This is a genomic window from Candidatus Campylobacter infans (genome assembly GCF_013416015.1).
In the GTDB taxonomy this organism is placed as follows: domain Bacteria; phylum Campylobacterota; class Campylobacteria; order Campylobacterales; family Campylobacteraceae; genus Campylobacter; species Campylobacter infans.
The window spans coordinates 140921-153200 of record NZ_CP049075.1 but is presented as its reverse complement, the minus strand read 5'-3'; the positions used below and the strand labels follow the sequence as shown (position 1 = coordinate 153200).

The window sequence follows — 12280 nt, the reverse complement described above, 5'->3', positions numbered from 1 at the left end:
TTTCTTGAAAAAATTTAGCGAAATTTTAGCTTGAGAATTTACGCCTTTAAGGCATTAAAATTTTAAAATTTTTATAATACAGGCAAATTTTAAAATTTCATTAAAATTTTAATTGAAAGGATTGGTAATGAAAAAATTACTAAAATTTATTAATGTTAGCAAGCAAAAATTTCTAAATTTAAGCTAGCTTTTTGTAGTTTTCGCCCCACAAAGCAAGGCTGTCAAAAACGCTTTCAAGGCTCTGTCCTAGCGGGGTTAAAGAATACTCGACTTTGGGCGGGACTTCGGCAAAAACCTTGCGTTTTACAAGCCTTGCTTCTTCAAGCTCGCGTAGATTTTGCGTCAGCACCTTTTGCGAAATGTCTTGGTTTTTGGTGGCTGAAATGGACTTTTTCAGCTCGCCAAAACGCCTTGTATCTTTAAGCAAATCGCGTATGATGAGGAATTTCCACTTGTTGCCGATGAGATTTAACACAGTTTCTATGGGGCAAGGGGAGAAATACTTTTTCATTTTTGTCCTTTAAATTTAAAAAATTTGCCAAAATTATAGCAAATTTTTTCAAAATTCAAGTCAAAATTCAAAAAATTTTAAAAAATTTACAAAAATTTTAAAGCCTTTAAAGGCTTATTTTTACACAATAGTTTCTAAAAGATGACTATATAATAAAAAAGTGCTTACTTGACAAAGTTATGCTAGTGTGTTAAATTTCGCTCAACAAATTTATTTGTTATAAGAGTGAAAATTCACTCACAAAGCAGCAAGCCTTAAAAAAGGCTTTAACATAACTTAAACAGGAGGACACAATGTCAAAATTCAGTAAAATCTCACTCGCAAACGAAGCGAGAGTGGAGTTAAAGGAAAAGCTTGGTTTAACAAGCTGTGAAGTCTCGCTCAATGAGCTGTCAGCTGGTTCGGAAGTGCCATTTTACCACGCTCATCAGCAAAATGAAGAGCTTTATCTCTTTTTAGAAGGTGATGGATTTATCGAGCTAGATAGTCAAAAGCTTGCGGTAAAGGCAAATGACGCGGTGCGAGTCGCTCCAAGCGTTATGAGAAAGGTAATAGCTACGAGCAAACTACGCTATCTTTGCGTGCAAGCCAAAGAAAACAGCCTTACGCAATGGAGCGCAACAGACGGCATAATGGGCTAAGCGTTGGTTTTATACAAAATAAGCTTGTGGTTTGATAAACTTGCAAGCTTATTTAAATTTATTCTACTAAATTCAACTTTTTTTCAACTCTCATCACAAATTTACATAAATTTTACATTCGCCAAAATCAAACTTTACAATGCCTTTTTATACTTTCATCACAAATTCAATTTGAAAGGAGTGGTAATGAAAAAATTACTACAATTTGTAATGGCATCTTTGATGCTGAGTTTAAGTTGTGCTTTTGCTGAAAGCATTTATCCCATCTCACGCGAAATGGGTTCAGGCACGAGAGGTGCTTTTGTGGATATTTTTGATGTCAAACAAGAAACAGGCAAGAAAATTGACGCCACCTCTAAAAAAGCCGAAGTTACGAACTCCACAGGCGTTATGATAACCACAGTGGCAAATTCCAAAAACGCCATAGGCTACATCTCGCTTGGGGCGTTAAATGACGAGGTCAAGGCTTTGAAGATTGATGGCGTTGCGCCAAGCGTGGCAAACATCAACAACAAAAGCTACACTATTTTTCGTCCGTTTAATGTCGTTACAAAAACAAAAACTCCGCTTGCTGAGGATTTTTTAAGTTACGCTAGCTCGCAAAACGCACTTGCTATCATTGAAAAAGCGGGCTATATCGCCGTTAGCAAAAACGCGTTTAGCTCTAAAAAGCCAAAAGGCAAGCTTGTTATCGCAGGTTCAAGCTCTGTAACGCCGCTTATGGAAAAGCTAAAAGAGGCGTATGAGAAGATTAACCCAAATGCGAATTTGGAGATTTTACAATCTGACTCCACAACGGGCGTTACTTCGACAATTGAGGGCATCGCCGACATTGGAATGGTTTCGCGCGAGGTTAAGCAAAGCGAGCTAAAAAAGGGTTTAAAAGCGCAGGTTTTAGCACTTGATGGCTTGGCGGTAATCGTGCATAAAAGCAACAAACTTGATGACATCAGCAAAGAGAGCGTCAAAAAGATTTTTATGGGCGAAGTTACTGACTGGGACGAAGTTAGGTAATTAGGCGTGGTTCAAGGCGGCAAGTCCGCCAAATTTTAAAAGGAAGAAAAATGCAAAGAAGAACATTTTTAAAAACGACTTGCGGAGCGATTGGGTTTGCTAGTTTTTTCTCTCCCTCTGCGGTTTTTGCCGCGTCTAGTGAAAATTTGCTAGGCTTTGAGCAGATCGCCTTTAACGACAAAGATAAGTTTGTAGTCCCACAAGGATACGAAGCAAAACCGCTCATTTCGTGGGGAGACGCGCTTTTTAGCAAGGCTAGCGCGTTTGATGAAAATAAAATCATCGACCAAAGGGCGGTTGAAAATGCGAATTTGGTTTTTGGCGACAACAATGACGGGATGGCGTTATTTGAGCTAGAAAACGGCAACGCGCTTTTGGCGGTAAATAATGAGTATATCAACCCTGAGATAATGTTTTCACACAAGGGCGAAAAAACTACGCTTGAAGATGTGCGGTATATGCAAAACTCACTTGGCGTGAGTATATTTGAGATAAGCAAAGATAAGGACGGCTTTTTTCAAGTGGTGCTTGACTCACCATATAACCGCAGGATCACCGCTCAAACGCCAATGAAGCTACAAGGAGCTGCAAAAGGACATAAACTTATGCGCACAGCTGCGGACAAAAAAGGCGAGTTGGTGCTTGGCACGCTTAATAACTGCGCAAATGGGCAAACTCCGTGGGGAACTTACCTAACTTGTGAGGAGAATGTGGATGATTTTTTCGGTTCAAGCGAGGCAAATCAAGCTTTCACGCCTGCTTTAAAACGCTACGGTTTTAACAAAGAAAGCGTTTATAAATGGGAGCTTGACCCTCGTTTTGACTTAGCTAAAAACCCAAATGAAGCCAACCGCTTTGGCTGGGTGGTGGAAATTGACCCATACAACCCAAACTCAACGCCAATCAAACGCACGGCTTTGGGACGCTTTAAGCACGAAAATGCAGAAGTTCTCATTAACAAAGATGGGCGTGTTGTCGTGTATATGGGCGATGATGAGGCAAATGAGTTTTTGTATAAATTTGTAAGCAAAAATAAATTTAACAAAACAAACAAAACCGCAAATAAAGATATTTTAGACAGCGGAACGCTTTATGTGGCAAAATTTAACGGTGATTTGCTTGAAGGTGTGGGAGAGTGGATTGAGCTAAGTTATGGCAAAAACGGGCTTGATAAAAGCTCTGGCTTTAACTCGCAGGCTGAAATTTTAATCCACGCTCGCCTTGCTGCAAGTTTTGTCGGCGCAACACCTATGGATCGCCCTGAGTGGATCGCGGCGGATTTAAAGGGCGAGTTTGTCTATGCGACAATGACAAACAACACAAAACGTGAAAAAATAGACAGCGCAAATCCACGAACAAACAACATTTACGGACAAATCATCAGCTGGCAAGCGCAAAACAAAGACCACGCAGGCAAAAATTTCAAGTGGAGCATTTTTGCTTTAATGGGCAACCCAGAGGTGTATCCAAACGGCACTAGGCGAGGTAGCTCAAACATCAACGCAGAAAATATGTTTAACTCGCCTGATGGTTTAAAATTTGATAAATTTGGCAGGTTGTGGATACAAAGTGATGGTAAGTATTCAAATAAGGGAGATTACGCCAAAATGGGAAATAACCAAATGCTTTGTGCGAATCCAAACACAGGCGAGATTAGGCGTTTTTTAAGCGGACCTGTGGCGTGTGAGATTACTGGCTGTACCTTTTCAAAAGATAGCACGGTGATGTTTGTAGGCGTTCAGCACCCCGGAGAGTTTGGCGCAAAAAGCCACTTTCCAAACGGCAAAAACACCACGCCAAGAAGCACGGTAATGCAAATTAAAAAGCTTGATGGCGGGGTTATTGGCTCGTAAATATAGAGCAAGAAAAGGTTAAAAAATGACCAAGCTCAAAGAAAGATTTTTCACTGCGCTTTTTGCTGTAAATGCGGTGTTTTCAGTGCTTGCCGTGCTGATGATTTGCCTTTTTTTGTTTGCAAATGCACTGCCAACTATGTCAAAAATAGGTTTTGTTGAGTTTATTTTTGGTTTTGAGTGGTTTCCTAGCGAGGATCTTTTTGGAATTTTTGCGATGATTATCGGTAGCCTTTATGTAACGGCTTTGGCGATTTTCATAGGCGTGCCACTTGGGGTTTTAAGCGCGATTTATCTCTCTTGTTTTTGCCATAAAAGGCTTAAAAAATTCATTATGCCCTGTGTGGAGCTTTTAGGGGCTATTCCCTCTGTTGTGTATGGATTTTTTGGGCTTGTGGTGATTGTGCCAACTTTATCAAGTCTATATGGCGGCATTTCTGGCAAGGGCGTTTTGGCTGCCTCACTTGTTTTGGCTATAATGATTTTGCCTACTATCATCTTGCTTTCAAAAGCGGCTATTGATGCCTTGCCAAAAAGCTATTATGAGGGCGCATTAGCCTTGGGCGCAAGCAAAGAAAGAAGTGTGTTTTTTGCTCTTGTTCCTGCGGCAAAGAGTGGAATTTTAGCTTCTGTGATACTTGGCGTTGGCAGGGCTATCGGCGAGGCTATGGCTGTGATTATGGTAGCTGGCAATCAAGCCCAAATCCCGCACGGCTTAATGGACGGTGTGCGAACACTTACTACAAACATAGTGCTAGAAATGGGCTATGCGACTGATTTACACAGAGAGGTTTTAATCGCAAGTGCGGCGGTGCTTTTTGTATTTATCCTCATCATCAACGCAAGTTTTAACGCCATCAAAAAGGAGACAAAATGAAAAAAGACAAACTCAGCTTGCTTTTGTCATTTCTTTTAAGATTTGCTATTGCTAGCGTTTTGGGGATATTTTTTCTTTTGATAGGTTTTATCTTTTACAAGGGCATTTTAAACTTAAATTTAAGCCTTTTTGAGTGGAATTATAATAGCGAAAACATTTCGATGATGCCAGCCATTATAAACACTATAAATATGATTGTTTGCGCCATTTGTATCGCTATGCCCGTAGGCATTTTTGGGGCGATTTTTTTGACACAATACACACGCAAAAAAAGTAAAATTTTAAGGCTTATCAACATAGCCTCTGAAACTTTGGTAGGCATTCCAAGCATTGTTTATGGGCTTTTTGGGTATTTGGCTTTTGTGATTTATTTTGGCTTTAAGACAAGTTTTATTGCAGGAGTTTTAACTTTAAGCATTATGATTTTGCCCCTTATTTTAAGAAGTAGCGAAGAGGCTTTAAAAAGTGTTTTTGAGGGTTACAAAGAAGCAGCACTTGCGCTTGGAGCTTCAAAAATTCGCACTATTTTTGTGATAATCTTGCCAAGTGCGATTTCGGGCATTTTAGCGGGCATTATTTTAAGTATAGGCAAGATTGTAGGCGAAAGTGCGGCTTTGCTTTATACATCAGGCAGCGTAGCAAAGGTGGCTGGGCTGTTTGATTCTGGGCGAACTTTAAGCGTTCATATGTATGCCATTTCAAGCGAGGGACTACACATAAACGCAGCATATAGCACGGCAATGATTTTAATCCTCATCGTTTTGGCTATAAATTTATTTGCAAATTTCATCGCTAAAAAATTATTGCGAGTTTAAGGAGGTTTTATGAAAGTGTGTTTTGACATTAAAAAAATGAATTTGTATTATGGAAATTTTCACGCACTTAAAAATATAGACTTAGACCTTTACAAAGGCGAAGTAACGGCTTTTATAGGACCTAGTGGGTGCGGGAAATCAACCTTTATTAAAAGTTTAAACCGTATGAATGATTTAATTGAATACTGTAAAATCAAAGGCAAAATTTTATTTCGCGACAAAAACATTTACAGCAAGGATTGTGATGTGAATTTGTTGCGTAAAAAGGTAGGAATGGTTTTCCAAAAGCCAAATCCCTTTGCGATGAGCATTTATGATAATATCGCTTTTGGACCTAAAACACACGGCACAAAAGATAAGGCTAAACTTGATGAGATAGTAGAAACTAGCCTTAAAAAAGCAGCCTTGTGGGAGGATTTAAAGGATAGATTCAAGCATTCAGCATTAGGATTAAGTGGAGGACAGCAACAAAGGCTTTGCATAGCAAGGACGATAGCGGTAAATCCTGAGGTGATTTTAATGGACGAGCCAACAAGCGCGCTTGACCCGGTAGCAACTTCTAAAATTGAGGAGCTCATTTTAAATTTAAAGAAAAATTATACTATAATCATCGTTACGCATAATATGCAACAAGCCGCGCGGATTTCAGATAAAACGGCATTTTTCTTAATGGGCGAAGTGGTTGAATATGATGAGACAAAAAAGATTTTTAACAACCCCAAAGAGAAAAAAACGCAAGATTACATTTTAGGACGCTTTGGCTAAAAAGACTTAATAAAAATTTACAAAAACCGAATTTGATTTAGGATTTGATTGAATTTGATGAAAGGCTTAAATGGTTTATGTTTTAGAAGATGATGAGAGCATTTTAGAGCTTATTTTATACGCGCTTAAATCGCAAAACATCAAAGCTTTGGGCTTTAAACACCCAGATGAGTTTTCAAAAGCACTCTTAAACAATAAACCTCAAATTGTCGTTTTGGACTTAATGCTGCCAAGCAAAAGCGGCTTTGAAATCACAAAAGAGCTTAAAAACAATCCCGCAACAAAAAGCATTTCCATTTTGATTTTAAGTGCTTTAAATAGCGAAATGGACAAGGTAAAAGGTTTAGAGCTTGGAGCAGATGATTATATCGCTAAGCCTTTTGGGGTAATGGAGTTTATCGCAAGGATAAAAACTATACAAAGAAGGCTAAAACCTCAAAACCAAAAGCTTGAATTTGAGGGGTTGAGTATGGATTTAATCGCACACACTTTAAAAATCAACGGCAATTTTGTAGAGCTTACACTCAAAGAATTTGAGCTTTTAAAACTGCTTTTGCAAAACTGCGAAAGGGTGTTTAAAAGAGATGACATTTTAGAGCTTGTGTGGGGTTATGCTTGCACGAGCAGCAGGACACTTGACATACACATAAACACTTTGAGAAGCAAGCTTGGCGCATTTGGCAAGCACATTAAAACCATACGCGCCGTAGGTTATAAATTCTCAAAAGAAGCCTAAATGCAAAAAAGAATTTTCTATGCTATCTTTGGCGTGTGCGGTTTTTTGCTCTTAACCTCAAATATATTTTTGTTTTTGTATTTTGATAATTTTTTCAAAACGCAAATCATAAACGATATGAAAAAACAAGCCGCCACCCTTTTAAGCGTGCAAAAATTTGATGAAAATTTAAGCAAAATGCAAGATTTTAACGCGCAAAACCGCCTTACAATCATCGATGAAAATGGTGTTGTGCTGTTTGATAACTTTGCTTTTGATTTAGAAAATCACCTAAACAGAGCAGAAATAAAAGACACGCTTACAAAGGGCGAAAGCTTTAAAATACGCTACTCACAAAGCTTAAAACAAAATTTAATCTACTACGCCAAAGCTTACAAAAAGGCAAATCAAACCTATATCATCAGAATCGCCACCACCCAAAAAAGCCTCACAAGCCTTATTTTAAACCTTGCCTTGCTCTTTGTGTGTGAAATGCTGTTTTTGCTTTTTATATGCTTTTTCATCGCCAAAATTCTCGCAAAAAAAATTTTAAACCCCATAAAAAATATAAATTTAAAAGAACTTCACAAAAATGACGCTTACAGCGAACTTGGAGGCATCATCAAAAAAATCAAAACACAAAATAAAACCATAAAAAAAGCCTACAAGAAACTTTTACAAAAACAGCAAGAAAGCTTGCTTTTAGCACAAAATATAAAAGACGGCTTTATGCTGCTTAATGCCAAAGGAATGATAATTTTAGCCAACAACAATATAGAAAATTTTTTAAAATTAAACAATGCTGTAAGCCTTGAAAACATTGAAAACTCAGCCTTTTGCAAGCTGTGCGCTCAAATGCTTGATGAGTTTAAATCCCAAAAAATAAGGCAAAACAAAAACATTCAAATGCCCTTAAATGATGAGGAATGCGAACTTATCTTTTCGCCTATTTTTGTGGAGGAAAAATTTAAAGGAATGATGATTTTAATTCAAAATTTAAGCGAGGAAAAACTAGCCTTAAAATTAAGAAAAGAATTCAGCGCAAATGTAACCCACGAGCTTAAAACCCCGCTTACAAGCATTTTAGCAAGTAGCGAGATGATAAAAAACAAACTCGTTCAACGCGCTGATATGCCAAAATTTATAGATACAATTTATAGCGAATCAAAAAGACTTTTAGAGATGATTGATGAGATTTTAAGACTCTCATTTTTTGACGAAAACAAGCAAAATTTACTCCAAAAGCAAAAAATAAATTTAAAATCCATCATCTTAAAAGTGGTTTCGCGTTTAGAGCAAGTTGCGCAAAAGCAAGGCGTAAAACTTCTTTGCGATTTAGAAGAACAAGAGCTTTTTGGCGTTTATGAACTTGTAGAAAACCTCATTTACAACCTTTGCGATAATGCCATAAAATACAACAAACCAAATGGCTTTGTCAAAATCTCACTTAAAAGGCAAAACAGCCTCATCAAACTCACCGTCAAAGATAGCGGCATAGGCATTAAAAAAGAACACCACAGCCGTATTTTTGAACGCTTTTTTTGCGTGGATAAAAGCCGCAGTAAAGAGCTTGGCGGCACAGGACTTGGACTTTCTATCGTCAAGCACGCTTGTTTTTACCACAAAGCTCATCTCACACTTCAAAGCGAATTTGGCGTTGGGAGCGAATTTTGCGTGGTGTTTGATGAAGAAATGGCTTTTTAAAATTTGCTTTTAAATTTTAAATTATTAGCGCAATGCTAGGATTTATCGCTAAAATTTTTATGATTTTGGCTATAATCGGCGCCAAATTTTAAAATTTCAAAGGATCAAAATGCTAAGTGATAAGATTAAAAAGGGCTATGAAAAAACTCCGCACCGCTCATTATTACGCGCTACTGGGTTAAAAGATGATGATTTTAAAAAGCCATTTATTGGCGTAGCAAATAGTTTTATAGAAATAATCCCTGGGCATTTTTTCTTAAATGAATACGCCCGCATTATTAAAGATGAAATTCGCAAAAATGGCTGTGTGCCATTTGAGTTTAATACAATCGGCGTAGATGATGGCATAGCGATGGGGCATAATGGTATGCTTTATAGCCTGCCAAGTCGCGAAATAATCGCAAATTCCATAGAAACGGTAATGAGCGCGCACTGCTTAGATGCGTTAATTTGCATACCAAACTGCGATAAAATCACGCCAGGTATGTTAATGGGCGCACTTAGGGTAAATGTGCCCACTATCTTTGTAAGTGGCGGACCAATGAGAGCAGGCACAGGACACGGCACCCAAAGCCTGGATTTAAACTCAGCCTTTGAAGCTGTTGGCGCTTTTCAAACAGGCCAAATTGATGAAAAAGAATTACATTTTATTGAATGTAATGCTTGTCCTGGTGGCGGGAGTTGCTCTGGTATGTTTACTGCTAATTCTATGAATACCTTATGTGAAGCAATGGGCGTGGCATTAGATGGCAATGGAACTATTTTAGCCCTAAGCCCTGAGCGAGAAAAATTGCTAAGAACGGCTGCAAGGCGCATTTGCCAAATCGCCCTAGATGAAAATTATAAAATTGGCAACATCATAAACGCACGCTCAATCCGCAACGCTATGATAATAGATATGGCAATGGGCGGTAGCTCAAATACAATCTTACATATGCTAGCAATTAGTCGCGAGGCAGGATGCGGGCTTGATATAGCTGGGCTAAATGATATTAGTCGCGCCGTCCCGCACATAGCCAAAATTGCCCCAAGCCTGCCAAGCGTGCATATGCAAGATATACATAATGCTGGCGGATTAAGCGCGATAATGAATGAAATTTACAAATTTAATGCGGATTTACTTGATACTAGCGTAAATGTAATTGAAGGTGGCACTTTATGGGGGCGCATTAAAAACGCCAAAATACGCGATGAGAGCATAATACACACAAGCCAAAACGCCTATTCTACGCGTGGTGGGCTGGCGATTTTATTTGGCAATTTAGCCGAGCAAGGCTGTGTTATAAAAACTGCTGGCATTATAGGCGAGAGAAAATTTAGCGGTAAGGCTGTGTGCTTTAATAGCCAAGATGAAGCGATAGCGGGCATTAGTAGTGGCAAAGTCCAAAAGGGCGATGTGGTGGTAATTCGCTACGAAGGCCCAAAAGGCGGCCCTGGCATGCAAGAAATGCTAAGCCCTACTAGCTTGATTGTAGGGCGCGGTCTTGGCGGAGATGTCGCATTGATTACAGATGGACGATTTAGCGGTGCTACGCGCGGGTTAAGCATAGGACACATTAGCCCAGAAGCAGCAGAAGGCGGTATGATAGCCTTGCTTGAAGATGGCGATATAATAGATATTGATGTGGATAATTTTAGTATAAATGTGCGCTTAGATGAAGCGCAAATAGCAAAGCGCAAAGCTAGCTGGCGTTATGGCGGCAAAGAAGTAAAAAGCAAATATTTAAGACAATATCAAGCCTTAGTAAGCAACGCAAGCAACGGCGCAATCTTACAAGCTTAATAAATTAAAATTTAAGCCATTTAGCTAGACTTTTTAGCTTTAAAATGGCTTAGTTTTAAAAATTTTATTGATTTAAAAAATAAACTTGCTTGCTAATTTATAAAATTTATAAATAAAGCTTAAAAAGTGGTGAGTTTATAGAGCGTGATATTAAAATTTCAAAATAAGGCTTAAATGGGTTTAATAATGAAATATTCAAAAATTCGCTAGAAATTTTAAAAATCAAGCAATAAAAACAACCACAAAAGCCATCATAAAATACTAAAATTTTAAAATTTTATTATTTGGCAGTAAAAGGATAAAAAATGAGCGCAAAAGGCCTTTGGCAAAAAGAAGACAATCTAGCAATTTTAATTGCTTTTGTGCTTATTTTTGTGGTGAATTTAGGGCATTTTGCTGGGCTTGATTTTATTTCTTTTTTAAATTTTAAAATCACAACTTATTCAAATTTTAATGAACTTTTGGCTGGGCTGAATTTATTAAATTTCATTCTTTTTTATGTGCTTTTTGCTAGCGTTTTTGCGTTTGTGGCTTGGATTTATGGGCGCGGGCTTAGAAAATTTATTTTTGAGTTTAGTGCGTTTTTTATACTTCAAAAATTTAAAAAACTAGTTTTTTACTCTTGCTTTTTTAAGCATAGGTTTTAGCGTGCGATTTAAAGATATTTTAAGCGTGGGCTTTAAGCCTTTTTTAGCATTTTTCTTTGGGGCTTTGATAAATTTAATTGTAGGTTTTGTGCTTTGCGTGTTTGTTTTTGATGAGTTTTGGAGCGATTTTTTGAAAGGATAGATTGTGAGTGATTATAAAATAAAAGATTTGGAGCAAATTTTAACCAAAAATATAAACGCCCATACAGATATAGCCTTTGTCGCTGGGGATTTGGGCGTAGCTGGTAGCTTTGATAGTAAAAATAAATTTGATCTATTAAATGCCATAAACGCAAGCATTTTTAAAGCCAGTAATGATAACGCCACGATAATGACCCAAACCATGAGCTTTCAAATCTGCAACACAAACACGCCATTTGAGCGTTATACTCCATCAAATTTGGGCGCTTTTGGGAATTTTTTGTTAAACACTCCAAATAGCGTGCGCAGCTTACATCCTTTTGCATCTTATACAGCTCTTGGCAAAAATGCTCAAATCTGCAACACAAGCACGCCACACGCTTATGGCATAGCAAGCCCTTATCATAATATGCTTGAATTTGATAAAATTTTAATGATAAGCATAGGAATGCGCCCAAATCTTACTTGTTCGCTTATTCATCATGTAGAATTTGTAATGAATGTGCCTTATCGATATATAAAAGAATTTTATCATCCTATAAAAATCAACGATGAAATAAGTTATAAAAATTTTTATTTGCAAGTGCTTTATGAACCTTATAGAAAACTGACGCGCGATGAGAATGTTAAAATTTTTAAATATTTTACGCAAGTTTATAAACAGAGCGTGCGTGAGTTTAATTTAGGCAAAAGTGCGGTTTTTGTGTATGATTATAAGGCTTTTTATAAAGCTTGCGTGGAGCTTTTTTCAAAAGATATTTATGCTTGGATGAAGCAAGAACCACAAGAAAAACCATATAGAATATAAGAGGCA

13 protein-coding genes are annotated in these 12280 nt (G+C 37.7%); 12 read left to right on the top strand and 1 reads right to left on the bottom strand.

Going from position 1 to position 12280, the window contains the following annotated elements; genetic code table 11:
* Window positions 1-178: 178 nt before the first annotated feature.
* A complete protein-coding gene (gene rrpB, locus CINF_RS00770; RefSeq protein WP_179975384.1) occupies window positions 179-511 on the bottom strand; it encodes a MarR family transcription factor RrpB in 333 nt (110 codons plus the stop codon).
* A gap of 293 nt (window positions 512-804) precedes the next feature.
* On the opposite strand from rrpB, the gene CINF_RS00765 reads away from it, so the two are divergent.
* The 12 genes from CINF_RS00765 (at window position 805) to CINF_RS00710 (ending at window position 12274) form a co-directional block, all read left to right on the top strand.
* Window positions 805-1152, top strand: coding sequence for a cupin domain-containing protein (locus tag CINF_RS00765; RefSeq protein ID WP_179975383.1), 348 nt, complete (start codon window positions 805-807; stop codon window positions 1150-1152).
* Between the two features lie 186 nt (window positions 1153-1338).
* Window positions 1339-2166 carry a substrate-binding domain-containing protein gene (locus CINF_RS00760; RefSeq protein ID WP_179975382.1) on the top strand — a complete coding sequence of 276 codons (828 nt, stop codon included), beginning with the start codon at window positions 1339-1341 and terminating at the stop codon, window positions 2164-2166.
* Between the two features lie 50 nt (window positions 2167-2216).
* Entirely contained in the window at window positions 2217-4019 is a 1803-nt protein-coding gene (locus CINF_RS00755; RefSeq protein WP_179975381.1) for a PhoX family protein, read from the top strand.
* Between the two features lie 25 nt (window positions 4020-4044).
* Window positions 4045-4896, top strand: coding sequence for a phosphate ABC transporter permease subunit PstC (pstC, locus tag CINF_RS00750; RefSeq protein WP_179975380.1), 852 nt, complete (start codon window positions 4045-4047; stop codon window positions 4894-4896).
* A complete protein-coding gene (gene pstA / locus CINF_RS00745) occupies window positions 4893-5711 on the top strand; it encodes a phosphate ABC transporter permease PstA (RefSeq protein ID WP_179975379.1) in 819 nt (272 codons plus the stop codon). Before pstC ends, pstA begins: the two co-directional genes overlap by 4 nt.
* 9 nt (window positions 5712-5720) lie before the next feature.
* Window positions 5721-6476, top strand: a complete 756-nt coding sequence (pstB, locus tag CINF_RS00740; RefSeq protein ID WP_179975378.1) for a phosphate ABC transporter ATP-binding protein PstB — start codon at window positions 5721-5723, stop codon at window positions 6474-6476.
* A gap of 70 nt (window positions 6477-6546) precedes the next feature.
* Window positions 6547-7212: a response regulator transcription factor gene (locus tag CINF_RS00735; protein ID WP_179975377.1), complete on the top strand. Its 666-nt coding sequence runs from the start codon at window positions 6547-6549 to the stop codon at window positions 7210-7212.
* Window positions 7213-8895: an ATP-binding protein gene (locus CINF_RS00730; protein ID WP_179975376.1), complete on the top strand. Its 1683-nt coding sequence runs from the start codon at window positions 7213-7215 to the stop codon at window positions 8893-8895.
* Window positions 8896-9004: 109 nt separating this feature from the next.
* Window positions 9005-10678 carry a dihydroxy-acid dehydratase gene (gene ilvD, locus CINF_RS00725; protein WP_179975375.1) on the top strand — a complete coding sequence of 558 codons (1674 nt, stop codon included), beginning with the start codon at window positions 9005-9007 and terminating at the stop codon, window positions 10676-10678.
* 305 nt (window positions 10679-10983) lie between these two features.
* Window positions 10984-11325, top strand: coding sequence for a hypothetical protein (locus CINF_RS00720; protein WP_179975374.1), 342 nt, complete (start codon window positions 10984-10986; stop codon window positions 11323-11325).
* A gap of 1 nt (window position 11326) precedes the next feature.
* The gene (locus CINF_RS00715; protein ID WP_179975373.1) at window positions 11327-11467 is read left to right on the top strand and encodes a hypothetical protein; all 141 of its coding nucleotides are present in this window, start codon (window positions 11327-11329) and stop codon (window positions 11465-11467) included.
* Between the two features lie 3 nt (window positions 11468-11470).
* Window positions 11471-12274 carry an AAC(3) family N-acetyltransferase gene (locus tag CINF_RS00710; protein WP_179975372.1) on the top strand — a complete coding sequence of 268 codons (804 nt, stop codon included), beginning with the start codon at window positions 11471-11473 and terminating at the stop codon, window positions 12272-12274.
* The last annotated feature ends 6 nt before the right edge of the window (window positions 12275-12280 follow it).

Excerpts from the sequence above, each read along its gene's own strand:
- rrpB (WP_179975384.1), bottom strand. The coding sequence starts at position 511 with ATGAAAAAGTATTTCTCCCCTTGCCCCATAGAAACTGTGTTAAATCTC.
- CINF_RS00765 (WP_179975383.1), top strand. The coding sequence starts at position 805 with ATGTCAAAATTCAGTAAAATCTCACTCGCAAACGAAGCGAGAGTGGAG.
- CINF_RS00760 (WP_179975382.1), top strand. The coding sequence starts at position 1,339 with ATGAAAAAATTACTACAATTTGTAATGGCATCTTTGATGCTGAGTTTA.
- CINF_RS00755 (WP_179975381.1), top strand. The coding sequence starts at position 2,217 with ATGCAAAGAAGAACATTTTTAAAAACGACTTGCGGAGCGATTGGGTTT.
- pstC (WP_179975380.1), top strand. The coding sequence starts at position 4,045 with ATGACCAAGCTCAAAGAAAGATTTTTCACTGCGCTTTTTGCTGTAAAT.
- pstA (WP_179975379.1), top strand. The coding sequence starts at position 4,893 with ATGAAAAAAGACAAACTCAGCTTGCTTTTGTCATTTCTTTTAAGATTT.
- pstB (WP_179975378.1), top strand. The coding sequence starts at position 5,721 with ATGAAAGTGTGTTTTGACATTAAAAAAATGAATTTGTATTATGGAAAT.
- CINF_RS00735 (WP_179975377.1), top strand. The coding sequence starts at position 6,547 with ATGGTTTATGTTTTAGAAGATGATGAGAGCATTTTAGAGCTTATTTTA.
- CINF_RS00730 (WP_179975376.1), top strand. The coding sequence starts at position 7,213 with ATGCAAAAAAGAATTTTCTATGCTATCTTTGGCGTGTGCGGTTTTTTG.
- ilvD (WP_179975375.1), top strand. The coding sequence starts at position 9,005 with ATGCTAAGTGATAAGATTAAAAAGGGCTATGAAAAAACTCCGCACCGC.
- CINF_RS00720 (WP_179975374.1), top strand. The coding sequence starts at position 10,984 with ATGAGCGCAAAAGGCCTTTGGCAAAAAGAAGACAATCTAGCAATTTTA.